Below are 18,104 nucleotides of genomic sequence, written 5' to 3'. Positions count from 1 at the left end.
CACCATGGCCGCGTCGTACGGAGCCCCGGGCGTCTACATCGAGGAGCAGCCGAGCGGCTCCATGCCCATCGAGGGGGTGGGGACAGCGGTCGCCGCGTTCGTCGGCTTCACCGAACGGTACGACCGCGAACAGGGCGATCCCACCGACCCCGCCGGCGTGAAGCCGCAGCTCGTCACGAGCTGGCCGCAGTACGAGCGGGTCTACGGCGGCTTCGTCCGCGGCGCCGTACTGCCGCACGCGGTGCGCGGCTTCTTCGAGAACGGCGGCACCGCCGCTTACATCTGCCGGATCCCCGGCGCCAACGGCTCGGACGGCGCCCGGCCGACGCTGACCCTGCCCGCCGCCGACAACCCGCAGACACCCAGCATGCGGCTGTCCGCGCTGGCCGCGGGCGCTAACCTCGAGGTCGAGGTGGTACCGCCGGCCGACGGCGACGGAGACGGCGGTGCGCCGCCGGCCAAGGGCGGCGGCGAGTACACGCTGCGGGTGTACGAGGACGGTCAGCTGCGCGAGGAGCTCGGCGGCATCCAGTTCGGCGGCCGCAACGCCAAGACCGTGGAGAAGACCGTCAACGACCGGTCGAAGCTCCTGCGCATCGAGCTTCAGCCGGTGCAGGGTACGTCGCTGGCCGAGCGCACTCCCGCGGCCGGCCGCTACACGCTCCAGGCGCCGCCGGTCTCCGCCGTCTCGGTGACGCCGGACGACCTGGCCGGCAGCGAGAGCGAGCGCACCGGCTACCAGGGCCTGGCCATCGCCGAAAACGTCACGATGGTGGCCATCCCCGACCTGGTGACCGTCGCGACCCGGGACGACGGCTCGATCGACGAGGAGATGTTCCTCGCCGCGCAGAAGCAGCTCATCGACTACTGCGACGCCAGCCACAACAAGATGGCGATCCTGGACACCCCGCCCGGGCTGAACGCCACCCAGGCACTGGACTGGCGCTCCCGGCTCGCCCGCGACTCGGCGTTCGCCGCGCTCTACTACCCGAACGTGGTGGTGACCAACCCGCTGGCCCGGCCCGGCGCCACCAACGGCGAGCTGTACCAGACCGTGCCGACCGCCGGGCACGTGGCCGGTGTCTGGTCCCGCACCGACGGCCTCCGCGGTGTGTGGAAGGCGCCGGCGAACGAGGCGCTACGCGGCATCGTGCGGCTCGAAAACGAGGTCACCGCCGGCGAGCAGGACCTGCTGAACCCCGAGGGGATCAACTGCATCCGCTCGTTCGGCAGCTACGGCACCAAGATCTGGGGCGCGCGCACGCTGGCCAAGACCGACCCGAGCTGGCGGTACATCAACGTCCGGCGGCTGTTCAACTACATCGAGGAGTCGATCCGCCGAGGTACCCAGTGGGCGGTGTTCGAGCCGAACGACTTCGACCTGTGGCAGCGGGTCAAGCGGAACATCACGTCGTTCCTGCGTGGCCTGTGGTCGCAGGGCGCGCTCGTCGGCGCGACCCCGGAACAGGCGTTCTACGTCCTGTGCGACGAGAGCAACAACCCTGCGTCCTCTGTGGACGAGGGCAAGCTCATCGTCGAGGTCGGCATCGCCCCGGTGAAGCCCGCCGAGTTCGTCATCTTCCGGATCAGCCAGTGGCAAGGCGGCGGAGCCGCGACCGAGTGATAGGAGGCTCTGATGCCTGACTTGATGACAACCTTCAATTTCGTCCTTGAGATCGGCGGGGTCGAGATGGCGAGCTTCCGCAAGTGCTCCGGCGTCGAGTCGGAGACCGAGACGATCGAGTACAAGGAAGCCACCAAAGACGGCAAGATGATCATCCGGAAGGTCCCCGGGGCGATGAAGTGGAGCGACATCACCCTGGAGCGCCGGATCGACGAGTCCAAGGCCCTGTGGGAGTGGCGCAAGCAGGTCGAGGACGGCGATGTCGACGCGGCCCGCCGCGACGGCTCGATCGTCATCAAGGACTCGCAGAAGAAGGAGGTCGCCCGCTGGAACTTCGAGCGCGGCTGGGTCTCCAAGTGGACCGGCGCCGAGCTCGACGCCGGCAGCAACGAGGTGGCGACCGAGAAGGTCACCATCACCCACGAAGGGCTCCACCGGGCATGAGCTTGCGGACCGAGTTCCCGTTTACGCTGCCGAAGGGCTTCGTCGACGAGAACGGGACGTTGCACCGTACCGGCATCATGCGGCTGGCCTGCGCCCGGGACGAGATCGAGCCACTGCGCGACGGCCGGGTCAAGGAAAACGAGGCGTACGCGACGGTCATCGTGCTCTCCCGCGTGGTCACCGAGCTCGGCACGGTACAGCGGGTCACCACCAAGACCATCGAGTCGCTGTTCGTCAGCGACTTCGGCTACCTCCAGGACCTGTACCGGATCATCAACTTCCAGGACCCCAGCATCCTCGACGCCCTGGAGCCGGGCGCCCCTTTCCCGACGGCGTCCGTGGAGGTGGGCTAGGGCACTACGCCCACGACGAGCTGTGGCGGGAGATCGCCTTCCTGGCGTACCACCTGCACTGGGATCTGGACCGGCTGCTCGACCTGGAACACGGTGACCGCATCCGCATGCTCCAGGAGGTCGGCGGCCTGAACGAACGCGCGTGGCAAGGAGTGCAAGGTGGCTAAGGCGCACACGGTCGACCCACCGTTCGTCGGCAAGTTCACGTTCGAGATCGACGGCACGAAGATTGGCGCGTTCACCGAGGTCTCCGGCCTGTCGGTGCAGATCGACGTGGAGGAGCTGGCCGAGGGCGGGCAGAACAGCTACACGCACAAGCTGCTGGGCCGGATGAAGTGGCCGAACATCGTGCTGAAGCGGGGGCTCACCGACACCGACGCGCTCTTCGAGTGGCTGCTGTCCGCGTCGGGCGAGGGCCTGACCGAAAACGGCAACAAGGTCAAGCCGCGCAACGGCCGGATCAGCGTGCTCGACGCCGCCGGCCGCCCCATGCGTACCTGGACCATCCTCGAGGCCAGGCCGGTGAAGTGGACCGGCCCCCGGCTCGCCGCGTCGTCCCGCGACCTCGCCATCGAGGAGCTGGAGGTGTGCCACAGTGGCTTCCGCACCAGCAAGTGACGGCGGCCGCCCGCGCACGCTGCGCCGGGTGGTACGGCGGCTGGTCGGCCGGCTGCTGAGCGACCGGCTGCCCGCCCGCCGGTCCGGTGGCGTCTCCGCGGACCTGGTGGACGCCCTGCCGGTCCGCCGGCCGTGGTCGCTGATGCGCTGGTGGCGCCGCACGTTCCAGCGTTCCGTCGACGCGCCCACCACCGCCTCGCCCGCCACTGCCTCGCCCGGGGTCCTGCGGACCAAGGCCGCGCCGGCTGCCACCGCGCGGCGCTCGATCGTGGACCGGCACTCGCATGCCCGCCGCGGCATCGTGCTCAGGTCGCCGCTGGCCCGCGCGACGGCCACCGGGCCGGAGGTGCGGCCGGGGCACGACCTGCGCATGCCCGCCGCACGGCCGGCTACGGCCCTGGCCAGCCTCTCCCCGCTACGCCCCGCGCCGCTGGCACAGGCGACGCCAGCACCCGGCCGTGAGGCAGCGCCGGCAGCCGGCCGCGGAGTGCGGCGCGGGCCAGGGGTCGACGCGGTCACCGTCCGTCCCGGAATCACGGAAGGCTTGGCGGTCGCCGGCACGCACGGCATCGCGCCGGCCAGCACCCATGGCATCGCGCCGGGCGGCCTTGCGTCGTTACGCCCCGCTGAGCTGGCACCCGCCCCGGACCGCGAAGCAGCGACCGACGCGGTCACCGTCCGCCCCGGGATCGTGGATAGCTTGACGGTCGGCGGCGGCGGATTCGCCGGAACACGCGGCATCGCACCGGGCGGCACGCCCGCGGAGGTCGGCTCCCCGACAGCGACCCTGAGCGCTGCCCGGCCGGGCCTCACGACAGCGACCCTGAGCGCTGCCCGGCCCGGCTTCACGATGGCGACCCAAAGCGGTGCGCGGCCCGGCCTCGCGACGACGAGCGGTGCGAGTCGGCTGACAACCGGCATCCCGCGCACGGCGGACACCCCGCTTCCGAGAGCGCTCGGGGGAGAGCCGAGCCATCAGAGCGCGGCGCTGGCGACACGGCCGGCGGCTGGGCCCGTCGTCCACGCCCCACATCCCGTGGAGTACCTCCGCGTGGTTGGCGCGGCGCCGCTGCCGCCCGGTAGCGAGCCTGACCCCTCCGGCGCGGTCACCCTCGGCGGCGGACTCGCCGGTGCGGGCGGACCCGTTGGTTCAAGCGGGCGGCCCGGTTCGAGCCGGCGGCTTGGTTCGAGCGGATCGGTTGGTTCACCCCTTGGCGACAAGGCCTCGCCGCGTGAGCGGTGGGAGGCGGCCGTGGCCGCGCGGCCGCTTGAAACGCCCCGACCGCTGCCCACCGCGTTCCACGCGATGGCGTCGGCGATCACCGGGCGTGCCCGGCCGCCGCTGTTCACGACCGGACCGGCGACCCGGCAGGCGCTCGCCGCGGCCGGCGCGCTCGGCGCCACCACCGGGACCGTCGTGCACCTGCCGGCCCCGCCGGCGCACGGACCGCTGGCGTCGGCCGTACTCGCCCACGAGCTGACGCACACCCGCAGCCCGGTACGCCGTCCCCGGTTCTTCCTCGGTGGTGCGTCGTCCCTTTTGGACGACGACGAGCGGTCGGCGCTTGCCGCCGGCAGGGAGCGCATGTCCGAGGCGGGCGGGCTGATCGGGCAGGCCCGCTCGGCGGTCGGCGACGCCGGTTCCGCCGCCGCGGGCATCGTCGACCAGCTCCCCGTCGGCGGTGGCCTCGGCGCGATCGGTGACGTCGCGACCCGGGCGGCGCGCGCCGCGGTGCTGGAGGCGGCCGCCAGCCCGCTCGCCGCCGTGTCCGGGTTCGCGTCCGACGCCCAGAGCGCCGCCACCGGCGCGATGGACACGGCGGAAGGTGCGCTGTCGGGCGCTTCCGGGCTCGCGCAGCAGGCCGTCGACCAGGCCGGCGGAGTGGCGGCCCAGGCGACCGGCGCCGTTTCCGACGCGGTCTCGGGCGTCACGGGCGCGGCCACCGCGGCGAAGGCCGCCCTCGACCCGGACCGGGTCGTGGAGATCGTCGAACAGCGGCTGCTGCGCGAGATCGAGCGCCGCGGCGGCCGATGGGCAGGGATGTTCTGATGAGCGCACCCAGCGCGCCGGTGAAGGCGTTCCTGCGCACCGAGCGGGGGACCAGGATCGACTGCCTGTTCAACCCGGCTGAGCTGACCATCACCAAGTCGAACACCTGGAACGCGTCGGAGAACAAGGGCGGAAACGCCCCGAGCTGCGCTTCCAGGCCGGCCAGCCCGGCACGCTCACGCTCAGCCTGACCCTGGACACCACGGCCAAGGGCGAGGACGTCACCAACCACACCAACAAGCTGCTCGACCTGCTGAAGGTCGACCCCGCGCTGGCCGGTTCCGACCGCCAGCGCAACAAGGCGCGGCCGCCCTGGGTGGAGTTCCACTGGGGCAAGCTGCACTCGTTCAAGGCGATCGTGGAACGGCTGCAGATCAAGTTCACGTTCTTCGCCAGCGACGGGATGCCGTTGCGGGCAAAGGCGGACCTGGCGCTCAAGCAGTACAAGGACGAGGCCGAGCGGCCGCTACAGAACCCGACCTCGCACACGCCGACGTTGCACACCGTCCACCGCCTCGGGTTCGGCGAGACGCTGGACCGGGTGGCCGCGCAGCACTACGGCGACCCGACCCGGTGGCGGCTGATCGCCGAGGCGAACAGCGTGGTCGACCCGTTCGCGCTGGAGCCCGGCTCGCTGTTGGTCATCCCCGAGCTTCCGGTGCGCCGCCGTGGCTGAGGCGACCAAGCGCCTCGACGGCGTCGTGCTCACCGTGGACGGGCGACCGCTGGCCCCGGAGATGTACCCGCGCGTCACGCTGGTCCGCGTCGAGGAGTCGGTGCACCTGCCGGACTACTTCGCCGTGCACTTCGACGACCCGCACTTCGAGCTCTTCGACCGGGGCACCTTCACCATCGGTACCCGGCTGGACATCGCGTTCCGCGCGGAGGGCGACCCGACGGTCGTCACCTCCGGCGAGGTCACCGCGATCGCCGTCGAGCCGGGCTCCTCCGGGCGGCACGAGCTTGTGCTTACCGGGTTCGACCTGACCCACCGGCTGTCGCGGGAGCCGAAGTCGCGCAGCTTCCAGCGGGTCACCGACGCCGACATCGCCAGCCGCATCGCCGGCGAGTACGGGCTGGACACCGATGTGGACGGTACCGGCGCGGTGCACGACTACGTGCTCCAGGCCGGCGAGACCGACTACGCGTTCCTGCGCCGCCGGGCCGCGCGGATCGGGTACGACCTGTGGATCAGCGAGCGCACCTTCCACTTCAAGCGGACGCCCCGGTCCAGCGCCACACCACCGAGGCTGCACTACGGGCAGAACCTGTCGAAATTCTCCGCCCGCTTCTCCTCGGCCGAGCGCTGCGACGAGGTGCAGATCCGCGGCTGGGACCCGCTCGGCAAGGAGGCGATCCAGGGGCGGGCCACCGAGCCCGACCACGGTACGGACGCCCCGGCGGCGCAGGAGTTGGCGAGCGCGGCGCAGCGCGCGTTCGGGCGGATCAAGCGGAACGCCGGCCAGTTTCCGGTGACCGACCAGTCCGAGGCGGACGCGCTGGCCTCGTCGCTGCTGCTGCGGGCATCCGGCGAGGAGGCGGTACTTCAGGGCGAGGCGGCCGGTGACCCGCAGATCGCGGCCGGCGCGAAGATCCACATCGCGGGCGTTGGCTCCCGGCTGACCGGCAACTGGCGGGTGACCGGGGTCGAGCACACCTACGGCACCGGGCGGCCGTACGTGACCCGGTTCATCTGCGGTGGGAAGGAGCCGGGCGGGCTGGCCGACCTGACCGGTACCGCCCAGGGCCGCCGGGGCTGGGGCGGGCTCGTGGTCGGCATCGTCACCAACAACGACGACCCGGAGAAGCTCGGCCGGGTACGCGTGCAGTTCCCGACCCTGTCCGCCGACGACGAGAGCGCGTGGGCGCGGATCGCCACACCCGGCGGTGGCAAGGAGCGGGGCCTGCAATGGCTGCCGGAGGTCGACGACGAGGTCCTGGTCGGCTTCGAGCTCGACGACCACGCGCGTCCTGTGGTCCTCGGTGGCTTGTGGAACAGGCAGGACACGCCCCCGATGCCCGACGCCGCCTCCGGCGGGTCGATCAAACAGCGGCTGCTGGTCAGCCGGAAGGACTCCCGGCTGACCCTGGACGACGACAAGCCGTCGGTCTCGCTGTCGCTGGGCAACAGCCCGTGCGAGATAACGCTGGAGAAGTCGGAGTCCACGCTGACCGGCGATCAGAAGCTCGTGGTGTCCGCCTCGCAGATCGAGATCAAGGCGACGCAGAAGCTGCTGCTCTCCGGCGCCCAGGTGGAAATCAACTCGTCCGGGCCGCTGACCGCGTCCGGCAAGCCGATCAGGTTGAACTGATGCCTCAGCCCGCCGCCCGCCAGAACGACCCGGTCATGGGTACGGACACGCACATCCTGATGGTGCCGTCGCCGGGCGGCCCGGTGCCCACCCCGACCCCGATGCCCTTCAGCGGGCGCCTGATGAGCGGCCTGTCCACCGACGTGATGATCAACGGCCTGCCCGCCGCGGTGCAGGGCAGCGTCGCGCAGAACATGCCCCCGCACATCGCCCCGCCGCCGGCCACCTTCAGCCGGCCGCCCACCAACCAGGGTCAAGTGATCATCGGTTCGACGACGGTACTGGTCAACGGCAAGCCCCTGGCCCGGGTCGGCGACCAGGTGGCGACCTGCAACGATCCCGCCGACCTGCCGGTCGGGACGATCACCGGCGGCTCCACGGACGTACTGGTCGGCTGACCCATGCGGCGCGACGACTTCATCGGCAGCGGGTGGGCGTTCCCCGCGGCCATCACCCGGACCGGTTCGGTACGGCTGGTCACCGGCGTGGAGGAGCTGGACGCGTCGATCCGGATGATCCTGTCCACGGTGCCGGGGGAGCGGGTCATGCGGCCCGACTTCGGCTGCGCGATCTGGGAGCTGCTCTTCGCCCCGATCAACGCCGGCACGCTCGGGCTCATCGAGCAGGCCGTCCGGGAGGCTCTCGACCGCTGGGAGCCGCGCATCGCCCTGGAGTCGGTCATCGCCACGGGTGACCAGGAGAACGGCCAGGTGTCGATCACCATCGGGTACCGCATCCGGGCCACCAACGACGTCCGCAACCTGGTGTTCCCGTTCTACACGATCCCCTTCGAGGAGCCCGCCCCATGAGTCTGCCCGCTCCCGACCTGGATGATCGCCGGTTTCAGGACATCGTCGACGAGGCGAAGCGGCGGATCACGCGGCTCTGTCCGGAGTGGACCGACCACAACGTCTCCGATCCCGGCGTGGCGCTGATCGAGCTGTTCGCCTGGATGACCGAGATGACGCTGTACCGGCTCAACCAGGTGCCCGACCGGCTCTACGTGAAGTTCCTCGAACTCGTCGGCGTCGAGCTGTTCTCCGCCGTACCGGCGCGGGTGGACCTGCTGTTCCGGCTGACCGCGCCGCGCACCGAGCCGGTCCGGATCCCGGCCGGGACCCAGGTCAGCACGGAACGCCGGGACGACGAGGAGCCGGTCATCTTCCTGACCGACGCGGAGATGCAGGTGACGCCGCCCCGGCTGACCGCCTGCATGACGCACACCGGCGACCGGTACGCCGACCACTGGGAGGAGCTGCGGCGCGAGTCCTCCTCGGTGCGGTTGTTTCCGAACCTGCGGCCGGACGAGGCCGTCTACTTCGGACTCGCCGACTCGGCCGCGGGCAACCTGCTGCGCCTCGATGTCGCCACCGGTCCCGAGGGCGCCGGCGTCGACCCGCGCCGCCCGCCCCGGGTCTGGGAGGCGTGGGACGGCCAGCAGTGGCGTTCGGTGCGCATCCTCGAAGACACCAGCGCCGGCTTCAACAGCCCCGGCCAGGTCACGCTGCTGCTTCCCGCACGGCACGAGGCGCTCGCCATCGGCCCGAGGCGCGCGCACTGGTTGCGCTGCCGGCTGGTCCAGGCGGTCGAGGGGCAGCCGGAGTACGCGAACCCGCCCGAGCTGGAGTCACTGTCCGCGGTGGCGCTCGGTGGCGCGGTACCGGCCCACCACGCCGAGCCCGCCCCGCTCGAGCTCCTCGGCACCAGCAACGGCCGCCCCGGACAGGTCTTCCAGGTGCGCCGGGTACCCGTACTGCCGCGGCGCCCCGACGAGACGGTCAAGATCGTCCTGCCGCGCCACGAACGTACCGGCGAGCCCGTGGAGGAGGAGTGGACCGAGGTCGCCGATCTCGCGGACGCCACCGCCGACGACCGGGTGTACACCTTCTCCGGCGCCACCGGCGAGATCCGTTTCGGTCCCCGGGTGCTCGACCGCACCGGCCAGGTGTGGCAGCACGGCGCGATCCCGCCGATCGACGCGCAGATCTACATCACCGGGTACAGGTTCGGCGGTGGCCGGCGCGGCAACGTCGCCGCCGAGCGGCTCAACGTCCTGCACACCTCGATCCCGTTCGTCGCTTCGGTGACCAACCTGGATCCCAGTACCGGCGGCGTCGACGCGGAGACGGTGGAGAACGCCAAGGTCCGTGGGCCGCTGCTGCTGCGCGGCGGGCGCCGGGCGGTCACCGCCGAGGACGTCGAGCGGCTCACGCTGGACGCGGCGCCCAGCGTCGCCCGGGCCCGCTGCCTGCCGCCCGCCGGACCCGGTGAGCCGGCCCGCCTGCTGGTGGTACCGCGCGTGGACGTCGCCCCCGAGCTGCTGACCCTCGACGACCTGCGGATCACCGAGGAGCTGGAAGAGCAGATCAAGGCGTACCTGGAGCCACGGCGGCTGCTCACCATGCGGCTGCGCATCGAGTCGCCGCGCTACCAGGGCGTCAAGGTGGTCTCCGAGGTGCGCGCCGGACCCGGCGTGCGCACCGAGACGGTCCGCGAGCGGGCCGAGCGTGCCCTGTACGAGTACCTGAACCCGCTCACCGGCGGCCCGAGCGGGCAGGGCTGGCCGTTCGACACCGACCTGCGCCTCGGCGACGTGTACAGCGTCCTGCACGGCTCGTTCGGTGTGCAGGGGGTCGAGGCGGTGCACTTCTTCTCCGCCGACCTGCGCCGCAAGCGCACCCTCGACCAGGTCGAGCAGCGGCTGCGGTTGCTGCCCGAGGCGCTGTTCATGTCGTACGAGCACCGGGTGGTGGTGCAGCAATGACCTGGCTTGTGGACCAGCTGCCGCGCGCGATGGCGCAGGATCCGGTGCTGCGCGGCTTCGTGTCGGCCTTCGAGGAGGTGGCCGACTCGGTCCGGGAGCGCATCGACAGCGTCGAGCACCAGATGGACACCGGCCTCGCCAGCCCGGAGATGCTCCAATTTCTCGGTACCTGGCTGGGCGTCGAGCTGGAGCCGACCGACCCGGCGGAGTACCGCCGCTCGATGGTGCGCGAGGTCGGCCGGCTGCTGGGCTGGCGCGGCACCCGGTACGGCGTGGAGGCCCTGCTGGAGGCCGCGACCGGCGCGCGGGTGACGGTGATCGACGTAGGCGGCATCTACGGCCGCAACGACACCGTCCCGGACGAGAACCCGGTCGTGGTCGTACAGATGGACCACACCGGACACCTCACCGAACGGCAGGTGCTCGGCTTCCTCCAGAGCGAGCTGCCACTGGGCGCCCAGGTGCAGCTCGACGTACGTTTCCAGCCCACCAAGGCGCAGGGCCGCGCCCGCCCGGTGTCCGGAGGTAACGCCGATGGCTAACCGGTACGGCGCCGCCCGCCAGCTGCCCTGCCCCGACTGCGGCTCCCCGGTAAACCCGGACCGCGACCAGCTCTGCCCCAACTGCGGCTACCCGCTGATGTTCCTGCGCACGCCGGTCGAGGAGGAGACCCCCCGCGCGGTCCCGCGCTCGCCGGACGAGCGTGAGGACAACACCGGCATGGTCGCCTCGGCGCAGCGGGTCGGCGACACCCGCCAGTTCCCGCCGGCCACGTACGCCGCCACCCCCGCCGCGCCACCGGTACTGCCGGGCCAGCTACAGTGCCGCGCCTGCGGGTACCCCAACGAGCCGGCCAGGATCCGCTGCGAACGCTGCGGGCACGCGATGCGCCAAGCCCAGCCCCAGGCCGTAGCCCTGGGACCGCCACCGGTAGCGCCGCCGCGGCGCAGCCAGTGGCTGATCTGGCTGCTGATCGCGCTGGGCGCGCTGTGCCTGCTGGGCCTGGCCGTGGCGCTCTTCTGGGACCAGATCACCGGCACGGCCTGACCGTCAAGAGATCTTCCTGCCCCGGTCCGTGTCAGTCGCTGACCGTATGCTCCCGCGGGCACCGCTGCGGTCGGCGGCTCGCTGGCGCTCGCCGAGTTCCCCGACCTACGCTGCCAGGTCCGCGGTCCAAGCCCGTGGCCTTGATCGATGGGTGCTCTGCTTGTCCGTGGTGAGAAATTGCCTCTCCAGGGGCAATTTCTCGACACAATCGCAGCGCGACACCGTGCTGCTTACGTCGATCAAGGAAATCTACGACCATCGGCCTTGATCGGTCTTTGTGTGGAGGTTCGATCCTCGTCAACGCGAATCTGGGCCTCCGGCCCTCGCTCCCGCGGCCTCACCCTTCGCGGTTGGGCAGGCTCACCCCCGGGGTCGTGGTCGGGCCGACCACGACCTTCGCTGCCGGGTCCGTGCTCCGGCCGAACCTTGACCCAGCTCGACGGGTTGACCAGCGCCGGTTGGCAGGAGCAGCGCGCGGGGCCATCCAAGCCAGGCATGCGGCCAAGGGCGCTCGGTTTGCCTTGATCGACGCTACGACGGGCCGCCGTCTGGCAGATCGTGGTACTTAGCTGCCCCTCTGGAGCCTGTCGCAAAATTGCCCGACTACAGCGTGTGTCGAGAAAAACACGGCTGTGTCCGCCGCTGGCCGCCGAACGGCGGCCGGCGAGGGTCAACGAGACCCTCATTTCAAGCGAATCTGGCGATTCTGCGACAGGCTCTCTGGGGGCAGTTCGATACCACGATCTCTCGCGCCCGACCGCGTCGATCGAGGGAGCGGGTCTGCGCGGCCACTCTAGGGAAGCGGAGCAACCTCTTGCTCCTCGTCCGACGGCGGTCCCGGATCGGGGTTGGGCTTGGACCGCGGACGTGGCAGCGGAGGTCGGGGATCTCGGCGAGCGTTAGCGAGCCGCCGGCCTGCGCGGTGCCCGCGGGAGCATACGGTCTGTGACTGACGCGGACCGGGGCACATACCTGTCTCAAGGAACGAATGTGACCTCGACCCTGAAAGATCTCTAGTGGTCAGCTCAGCGGGGCGATTCGTAGCGAGGTCAGTGCTACCGGGGCGGTCGCGGCGCCGTCGGCGGACTTCGGGCGTACCAGGACGTAGTCGACGCCGCCGCGCGCGCGGGCCTTGTCTGCGCGCACCGTCAGTGTCGTCTCGGTCGACAGGGACAGGTCCGCGTAGCCGACCTCCATCACCAGGGCGTCCTTGGTCAGCGGGGTCAGCTCGACCGCGCCCGCCGGCCGGCCCTGGAGGAAGTCGATCATCAGCGGGACGCTGTGGCACTTCCCGGCGTCGTCCGCGTTGGACGAGGTGAGGAACTTCCGGCCGTCCGGATCGGTGAACACCGCAGCCGCCGTGGCGGCTTCGCAGCCGGGTACCGAGATCTTGCCGGGGTCGGCGCTGACCAGGAAGCCATGGTCGCGGAAGGCGTCGCTGGGCAGCACACCGTCGCCGGGAGCGGTCAGGTCGACCACGCGCGGTCCGCCCCCGGGCGGCGGCGCCGACGCGGAGGCGTTCGCCGGGGCGCCGACTCGGAGGGCGCGGCCGCGGTGGGCTCCGCCGGCGGGGCCGATGTCGGTGCGGAGGTGGGCTCCGCGGGCGGAGCGACGCTCGGCGCCACCGCGGGCGGGGTGGCCACCGGCCCGGTCTGTGCCGCCTCGACAGGGTCCTTCTCCCCGGTCCGCGCCAGCAACGTCGGCACGGCCACGGCGGCGGCCAGCAACAGCACGGCCGCACCGATCCCGGCGACCTTGGCGAACTTGGACGCGAACCGCGGCTTCTGCACGAACGTCGCCGTGCCGGCCCCGGACGCGCCGCCCTTCTGGTCCGGGCTCGCCGTGATCGTCAGCTGGCGTTGCTTCTCCCTATTCCACGGAAGCGGGGCGCGCACCGACAGCAGCGCCCGCGCGGACATGGCGGGCGGCAGGTCGAGGCTTGGCGGTTCGAAGAGGGCGGTGACCCGGCGCTCGGGGTCCGTGGCGTTCAGGTACAGCCGGACGGGGGAGTTGCCGTCGTTGGACACCTCGATCGTGTACCGCGCGGACCGGCCGCCGGTGACCACCTCGGGCGTGGCCCGCACGGCGATCTGCTGGACGGATGCCAGCTCGATCGGCACCTCGACGCAGCGAGAGACCTCCGGCCGGTACTTGGAACGCACCAGCGCGCCGGCCACGTACGTACCGGCCGGGGCGGGCGGCTGGACGGGCAGTCCGATCCGGACGGACATGCTGGCCGACTCCCCGGGGCGCAGCTTGGCCACGTCGGGCTCGGTGCGCACTGTCGCGCCGTCGGGCAGGCCGAGGAACTCGACGCCGTAGTGCTCCACGATGTCGCTCGCGTTGCGGACGGTCACGTCGAAGGTGAGGGCGTCACCCGGGGCCGCGTCCGCCCGCTCCGGAGCCACCGTCACCCGCAGGGGCAGGATCGTCATCACGCCTCACACGACACGTCCGGGAAGAACGACCATCAGGGGGTACGCCCAAAAGATTCGCAGACCACGGCACCGCAGGCCATAGTCCGCGCGGTCCGGTTGGCTACAGTGCCGGCTAGCGGACGGGAAACCCGAAGTCGGCGCGGCTCTTGTGGGTACGGAAGACGGCCAGCGCGCGCGGATCCTGGTCGATGATCCAGTTTCGCGAGCCGTGCGTGTTGAAGTAGACGAAGCCGATGACGTCCTTTCGCCGGCTCACCGTCGTGAACAGGTCGGTCACCACCTTGGCCCGCATCGAGCCCGCTTCGGAGCCGGTCTCGACGATCAGGACCGGTTTGTCGGTGAACTTCCGGACTTCCTTGATGGTGGGGCCGAACAGGGTCTCGAAGGTCCGGTCGCCCTCGGTGACGAAGTAGCCGTCGATGCCGACCCAGTCCACGTAGGCCGGTCCCGGCCAGTACCCCCGCAGCGGCGCCTCGGGCAGGTAGTTGACGACGTTCGGGGTCCAGGTCCAGATCACGTTCGTGGCACCGACCTGCTGGAACACGCCGTGGATGTGCCGCCACGCGGCGACGAAGTCCTTCGCCGTGTTCTGCCGGGTGCCCCACGTGTACCAGTTGCCGTTCATCTCGTGGGCGATGGTCAGCGCGATCGGCACGTTGACCCGCTTCACCTCGGTCGCGAACTCGACCAGGTAGTCGTCGTAACGGCCGGCCGCGATGTGGGCGAGCCGCTGCCGGAACGGCTCCCACCGGACGATCGGCAGCGCGCCGTACTGGTAGATGGCGCGGACCTCGCTGGCGGCGAAGTCGTCGTCGAAGCTCTCGAAGATCGTGATCATGTTCGGCTTGGCGCCGGACCGCTTGACGAACGCGTCGACCCGGCTCATGTCCTGCGGCGCGCCCCCGATCGACACACCGAGGTAGTTTCCGGCCGGCTTGATCAGGTGTCGCACGTCGTAGATCGGGACCTCGGTGGGAGCGGCCGAGACCGTCGGCGAGGCCTGCGGTGCGGCGGTGCTCGTCGCCGCCTCCGGGCCGGGCTGGGCGGCGTCGCGCGCGCCCAGGGCCGCGTAGCCGAAGACCGCGGCCACGAAGACCGACATCGCGACGAACAGGTGCCGGCTTCTCATCGCGGCTCGGCCTTGCGCGGTACGTCGCGGACCGGATCGAGTTCCGGCTCGGCCTTGCGCGGTACGTCGCGGACCGGATCGACGAGCAGCGCCTGGAGCACCGCGGCGAGGTACACCGAACCGGTCAGGAAGGCGGGCGTGAAGGTCGCGAGGTCGACGGTCTGCATCCGGTACGCGGCCGTCAGCGTCCAGACCAGCGCCGTGCCCAGCCCCCACACGGCGATGCCGATCCGCAGCCGCACCGTGCGCGCCTTCCTGGTCGTGTCGCCGGTCGGCTGCCAGCCCATCGTCTGCTGGCGCAGCAGGTCCCAGATGGCGAACGCGTGCGACCAGCCGTACACCATCTTCACGGTCCAGGTCTCGAAGCGGTACCTGGTGCGGTGCCAGAGCGGGAAGACCAGGAAGTTGTACACCATGCTGGGCACGAGCAGCAGGTAGTGCTCGAGCCGGATCGCGTCCGCGTAGAACACCAGCAGCACGATCGGGACCAGCGGACCGACGAACGTGAACAGTGCGGTGTGGAGGTAGTAGCAGAAACCGGAGAAGTACGAGAGCCGCTGCCGGATGCCCATCGGCAGGTTCCAGAACTTCGTGGAGCTGAGCAGGCTCATCGAGCCGGCGCACCAGCGGTACTGCTGGGTGAAGAAGGAGTTCAGGTCGCTGGGGCAGAGGCCGACCGCGAGCGGCACCGGCACGTACCGCACCCGCCAGCCGCGCCGGCGCACGTCGAAGCCGGTGTGCACGTCCTCGGAGTGCTCGATAAGCGTGGAACCGCCCATCTCGTCGAGGGCGGACCGGCGGTACAGGGCGCAGCTGCCCACGCAGATCGCCGCCTCGTGGCGCTGCCGGGACACCTGCACCGAGCGGTAGAACAGCTCCTGCACGGCGGCCGCGCCGCGCTCCAGCCAGCCCTGGTCGCGGCTGACCCGGAAGTACTGCGGCGACTGCACGATCCCGAGTTCGGGGTCGGTGTCCAGGTAGGGGAGCAGCTGTTCGAGCATGTCCGCGCGGGGTGTGAAGTCCGCGTCCAGCACGAGGATGTGCTCGCCCAGCGTGCGCTGGTACGCGTACCGCAGGTTGCCGGCCTTCTTGTACCAGCCGCGGTTCGGCCGTCGCTGGTAGACGAAGCCGAAGCCGAGGGCGAGCGCCTCGCGCTCGGTGGACGCCGAGTCGTCCAGGACGTAGACGTGCACCCGGCCGGGATAGTAGGCGGCCATCCGGTGCACGTGCCGCCAGGTGTTGTGCAGTACCGGGATGGCCTCGCCGCAGACCGGCAGGAAGACGTCGACGGACGGGTACTGCTCCGGGGCCCACTCCTCGACAAGCCGCCGGTGCCGCGCCATGTCGAAGCCGGGCGTCCCGATGTTCACCGCGAGCGAGATCAGGTAATACGCCATCGTGAAGGCGAAAGCGAGCAGGAACAGGTTCAGCCACGGCGACAGCCGGACGAACATCGCCTGACTGACCACCAGCGACCCGAAGCTGATCAGCGAGGCGACGATTAGGATCGACAGCCGGCGATGGCGGTAGATCAGTGTCTCGGCGTCGCTCGGCGGCGCCAGGAGCACGGCCGTGTCGCTGCCCGGTGGCATCGCCACGACGCCTCGGGCACGGCTCTCGTCGCCACCCCCCGCCGTGGCGGTCTCCGAAGTGGACACTTCGAGGACCAGCGTGTCGGCGGGCGAGCCGACCTGGGGGAGCGTGACGGTGGGCATCTCGTCGATGAACGGGTCGTCGCGCGTCGCCGTCATGGTGTCCCGAACGCTAGAGGGCCGGCTTGCGGGTGTAGAGGGCGACGGTGAAGCCCTTGAGAGGCCACAGTCTCGACTGGACGAAGTCCTGGCGGAGCAGCTGCTCCTTGGCAGCGCCGATGTCCACCATAACGTTGCTGTACGTGCCCTTGCGCACCACCCACACCCGGTCCGGCTTGCCGAAACAGGAGGGGACGTCCAGGTCGGGGCACTCCTGCGCGCCGAGGCTGCCCTGGGTCCGAGGTGGACGCACCATCAGCTTGTCGTCCGGCCGCTCGTCCCCGTCGAGGTACCGCATGAAGGCGTCCCGGCTGGTCCGCTGGTCGCCGTCCGAGAACGGGCCGAAGAGGACGGCGTCACCGGGCAGCCGGTTGGCCCGGATGACAAGGGCGATGTCCCGGCTGGCGAAGTCGTGGCCGTACCCGGTGCGGATGGTGGCCTGCGCGGGCGCGGCCAGCAGGCCGATGCCCAGCACGACCACCAGGCAACGGAGGATGGTGAGCCGGTGCAACGCGAGCGCGGCGAGCAGCGCCCAGGCCGGCAGGACGAAGAGCAGGTAGCGCGGCACCCACAGCGGGGTGATCAGGGCGGCCGCGGCCAGGCCGGCCGCCGGCGCCAGCGCCCACAGCGTCGCCGCCCGCACGAGCGGCCGCATGGACATCGCGGTCAGCGCCAGTGCCATGACGGCGCCCGCGATGACCGTGGTGCCGAACAGCCGCTCTGGTGTCTCCGCCAGACGGGCCCAGGTCAGCGGCGGCACCCAGCCGAGCTGGCTGCCGCTCTGCGCGCGCCCGGCGAGCACAAGTGGCAGCACGAGCGCGCCACCGATCGAGGCGACGCCGAGCCACGCCAGGAACGAACGCCAGGAGCGCTCCCCGGCGACGAGGAGGCCGTGGGCGAGCAGCAGCAGGAGCGCCACCACGTGGGCGAGCCCGAGCAGCACGACCATCCCGAGGTAACCGAGGTAGACCGGCCAGCGAGGACGGTCGAGCAACCGGAGCAGCAGGTACGTCGACCCGGCGGCGGCCAGCAGCACCAGCGCGTACGGCCTGGCCTCCTGGGCGTACCGGGACACGCCTGGCAGCACCGCGAAGAGCAGCCCGGCGCTCAGCCCGACGCGGCGGCCGCCGAGCCGGATGCCGATCGCCGCGACAAGGCCGGTGGCCCCGGCGGCGAAGAGCACCGACGGCAGGCGCAGCAGCCAGTCGGCGTCGCCGACCAGGGCGACCCAGAGGTGCAGCAGCGCGTAGTACGGCGCGACGGTGAGGTCCACATTGGCCACGACGCTGCGGAAGTCGGCCCACGACGCGGTGACCATGCCCCAGGTGGCCAGCTCGTCTTCGCTCAGCGCGGGGTTGCCGAGGCGGAACGCCCCGATGCCCAACGCCACCAGCGCCGGTGCCAGCCAGGCCAGCGTGGTCAGTCGAGGGTTGGTCAGTGGCTCCGGCTCGGCGGGAAGGTCGTGAGCCGTCGGAGTCCACGGCTCCTGGCCGTTTCCGTCTTTGGGCTCCGGCCAACTGGGCACGATGAGGACAGCAGTGTCGTCGGTGCTGCTCGGCACTGTTGCAGCATCG

At 71.1% G+C, this 18,104-nt stretch carries 19 protein-coding genes; 14 read left to right on the top strand and 5 right to left on the bottom strand.

Going from position 1 to position 18,104, the window contains the following annotated elements; all coding sequences use genetic code 11:
* Nucleotides 1-4: 4 nt before the first annotated feature.
* From Pflav_RS13335 to Pflav_RS13275, 14 genes are read left to right on the top strand one after another with little or no spacing between them, the layout of a single operon-like run.
* Nucleotides 5-1,624, top strand: a complete 1,620-nt coding sequence (locus Pflav_RS13335; RefSeq protein ID WP_173036462.1) for a phage tail sheath family protein — start codon at nt 5-7, stop codon at nt 1,622-1,624.
* A 12-nt stretch (nt 1,625-1,636) separates the two neighbouring features.
* On the top strand, nt 1,637-2,068 hold the full coding sequence (locus tag Pflav_RS13330; protein ID WP_173036461.1) for a phage tail protein: 432 nt from the start codon (nt 1,637-1,639) through the stop codon (nt 2,066-2,068).
* Nucleotides 2,065-2,421 carry a hypothetical protein gene (locus tag Pflav_RS13325; RefSeq protein ID WP_173036460.1) on the top strand — a complete coding sequence of 119 codons (357 nt, stop codon included), beginning with the start codon at nt 2,065-2,067 and terminating at the stop codon, nt 2,419-2,421. The genes Pflav_RS13330 and Pflav_RS13325 overlap by 4 nt, the downstream gene beginning before the upstream one ends.
* A 20-nt stretch (nt 2,422-2,441) precedes the next feature.
* Nucleotides 2,442-2,588: a DUF6760 family protein gene (locus tag Pflav_RS48655; protein WP_415624379.1), complete on the top strand. Its 147-nt coding sequence runs from the start codon at nt 2,442-2,444 to the stop codon at nt 2,586-2,588.
* A complete protein-coding gene (locus Pflav_RS13315; protein ID WP_173036458.1) occupies nt 2,581-3,039 on the top strand; it encodes a phage tail protein in 459 nt (152 codons plus the stop codon). The genes Pflav_RS48655 and Pflav_RS13315 overlap by 8 nt, the downstream gene beginning before the upstream one ends.
* Entirely contained in the window at nt 3,017-5,089 is a 2,073-nt protein-coding gene (locus Pflav_RS13310; protein WP_173036457.1) for a DUF4157 domain-containing protein, read from the top strand. Before Pflav_RS13315 ends, Pflav_RS13310 begins: the two co-directional genes overlap by 23 nt.
* Nucleotides 5,089-5,280, top strand: coding sequence for a hypothetical protein (locus tag Pflav_RS45375; RefSeq protein ID WP_232071339.1), 192 nt, complete (start codon nt 5,089-5,091; stop codon nt 5,278-5,280). Before Pflav_RS13310 ends, Pflav_RS45375 begins: the two co-directional genes overlap by 1 nt.
* On the top strand, nt 5,196-5,765 hold the full coding sequence (locus Pflav_RS13305) for a CIS tube protein (RefSeq protein ID WP_332107869.1): 570 nt from the start codon (nt 5,196-5,198) through the stop codon (nt 5,763-5,765). The genes Pflav_RS45375 and Pflav_RS13305 overlap by 85 nt, the downstream gene beginning before the upstream one ends.
* A complete protein-coding gene (locus tag Pflav_RS13300; RefSeq protein ID WP_173036456.1) occupies nt 5,758-7,401 on the top strand; it encodes a VgrG-related protein in 1,644 nt (547 codons plus the stop codon). Before Pflav_RS13305 ends, Pflav_RS13300 begins: the two co-directional genes overlap by 8 nt.
* Nucleotides 7,401-7,799, top strand: a complete 399-nt coding sequence (locus tag Pflav_RS13295) for a PAAR domain-containing protein (protein WP_173036455.1) — start codon at nt 7,401-7,403, stop codon at nt 7,797-7,799. Before Pflav_RS13300 ends, Pflav_RS13295 begins: the two co-directional genes overlap by 1 nt.
* A 3-nt stretch (nt 7,800-7,802) precedes the next feature.
* Nucleotides 7,803-8,210, top strand: a complete 408-nt coding sequence (locus Pflav_RS13290; RefSeq protein WP_173036454.1) for a GPW/gp25 family protein — start codon at nt 7,803-7,805, stop codon at nt 8,208-8,210.
* Nucleotides 8,207-10,165, top strand: coding sequence for a putative baseplate assembly protein (locus Pflav_RS13285; RefSeq protein ID WP_173036453.1), 1,959 nt, complete (start codon nt 8,207-8,209; stop codon nt 10,163-10,165). Before Pflav_RS13290 ends, Pflav_RS13285 begins: the two co-directional genes overlap by 4 nt.
* On the top strand, nt 10,162-10,707 hold the full coding sequence (locus Pflav_RS13280; RefSeq protein WP_173036452.1) for a phage tail protein: 546 nt from the start codon (nt 10,162-10,164) through the stop codon (nt 10,705-10,707). The genes Pflav_RS13285 and Pflav_RS13280 overlap by 4 nt, the downstream gene beginning before the upstream one ends.
* Nucleotides 10,700-11,212, top strand: coding sequence for a zinc-ribbon domain-containing protein (locus Pflav_RS13275; RefSeq protein ID WP_173036451.1), 513 nt, complete (start codon nt 10,700-10,702; stop codon nt 11,210-11,212). Before Pflav_RS13280 ends, Pflav_RS13275 begins: the two co-directional genes overlap by 8 nt.
* A gap of 1,020 nt (nt 11,213-12,232) precedes the next feature.
* Here the strand turns inward: Pflav_RS13275 and Pflav_RS13270 are convergent.
* The 5 genes from Pflav_RS13270 to Pflav_RS13250 all read right to left on the bottom strand — a co-directional run bounded on the left by Pflav_RS13270 (nt 12,233) and on the right by Pflav_RS13250 (nt 18,091).
* Nucleotides 12,233-12,691 (bottom strand): hypothetical protein, encoded by a 459-nt coding sequence (locus Pflav_RS13270; protein ID WP_173036450.1) that lies wholly within the window; start codon nt 12,689-12,691, stop codon nt 12,233-12,235.
* Nucleotides 12,679-13,647, bottom strand: coding sequence for a COG1470 family protein (locus tag Pflav_RS13265; protein ID WP_173036449.1), 969 nt, complete (start codon nt 13,645-13,647; stop codon nt 12,679-12,681). Before Pflav_RS13265 ends, Pflav_RS13270 begins: the two co-directional genes overlap by 13 nt.
* Nucleotides 13,648-13,762: 115 nt before the next feature.
* Nucleotides 13,763-14,779, bottom strand: coding sequence for a glycoside hydrolase family 26 protein (locus Pflav_RS13260; protein ID WP_173036448.1), 1,017 nt, complete (start codon nt 14,777-14,779; stop codon nt 13,763-13,765).
* Nucleotides 14,776-16,530, bottom strand: a complete 1,755-nt coding sequence (locus Pflav_RS13255; RefSeq protein WP_197938420.1) for a glycosyltransferase family 2 protein — start codon at nt 16,528-16,530, stop codon at nt 14,776-14,778. Before Pflav_RS13255 ends, Pflav_RS13260 begins: the two co-directional genes overlap by 4 nt.
* Before the next feature lie 13 nt (nt 16,531-16,543).
* Entirely contained in the window at nt 16,544-18,091 is a 1,548-nt protein-coding gene (locus tag Pflav_RS13250; protein WP_173036447.1) for a glycosyltransferase family 39 protein, read from the bottom strand.
* Nucleotides 18,092-18,104: the final 13 nt, after the last annotated feature.

Source organism: Phytohabitans flavus, from assembly GCF_011764545.1.
Classification (GTDB): domain Bacteria; phylum Actinomycetota; class Actinomycetes; order Mycobacteriales; family Micromonosporaceae; genus Phytohabitans; species Phytohabitans flavus.
The sequence above is the reverse complement of the archived record's forward strand: the minus strand, read 5'-3'. Positions and strand labels throughout refer to the sequence as shown.

Bases quoted from the DNA above. Each gene is read 5' to 3' on its own strand.
- Pflav_RS13335 (WP_173036462.1), top strand. From the start codon at position 5: ATGGCCGCGTCGTACGGAGCCCCGGGCGTCTACATCGAGGAGCAGCCG.
- Pflav_RS13330 (WP_173036461.1), top strand. From the start codon at position 1,637: ATGCCTGACTTGATGACAACCTTCAATTTCGTCCTTGAGATCGGCGGG.
- Pflav_RS13325 (WP_173036460.1), top strand. From the start codon at position 2,065: ATGAGCTTGCGGACCGAGTTCCCGTTTACGCTGCCGAAGGGCTTCGTC.
- Pflav_RS45375 (WP_232071339.1), top strand. From the start codon at position 5,089: ATGAGCGCACCCAGCGCGCCGGTGAAGGCGTTCCTGCGCACCGAGCGG.
- Pflav_RS13295 (WP_173036455.1), top strand. From the start codon at position 7,401: ATGCCTCAGCCCGCCGCCCGCCAGAACGACCCGGTCATGGGTACGGAC.
- Pflav_RS13290 (WP_173036454.1), top strand. From the start codon at position 7,803: ATGCGGCGCGACGACTTCATCGGCAGCGGGTGGGCGTTCCCCGCGGCC.
- Pflav_RS13285 (WP_173036453.1), top strand. From the start codon at position 8,207: ATGAGTCTGCCCGCTCCCGACCTGGATGATCGCCGGTTTCAGGACATC.
- Pflav_RS13280 (WP_173036452.1), top strand. From the start codon at position 10,162: ATGACCTGGCTTGTGGACCAGCTGCCGCGCGCGATGGCGCAGGATCCG.
- Pflav_RS13275 (WP_173036451.1), top strand. From the start codon at position 10,700: ATGGCTAACCGGTACGGCGCCGCCCGCCAGCTGCCCTGCCCCGACTGC.
- Pflav_RS13265 (WP_173036449.1), bottom strand. From the start codon at position 13,647: ATGACGATCCTGCCCCTGCGGGTGACGGTGGCTCCGGAGCGGGCGGAC.
- Pflav_RS13260 (WP_173036448.1), bottom strand. From the start codon at position 14,779: ATGAGAAGCCGGCACCTGTTCGTCGCGATGTCGGTCTTCGTGGCCGCG.
- Pflav_RS13255 (WP_197938420.1), bottom strand. From the start codon at position 16,530: ATGACGGCGACGCGCGACGACCCGTTCATCGACGAGATGCCCACCGTC.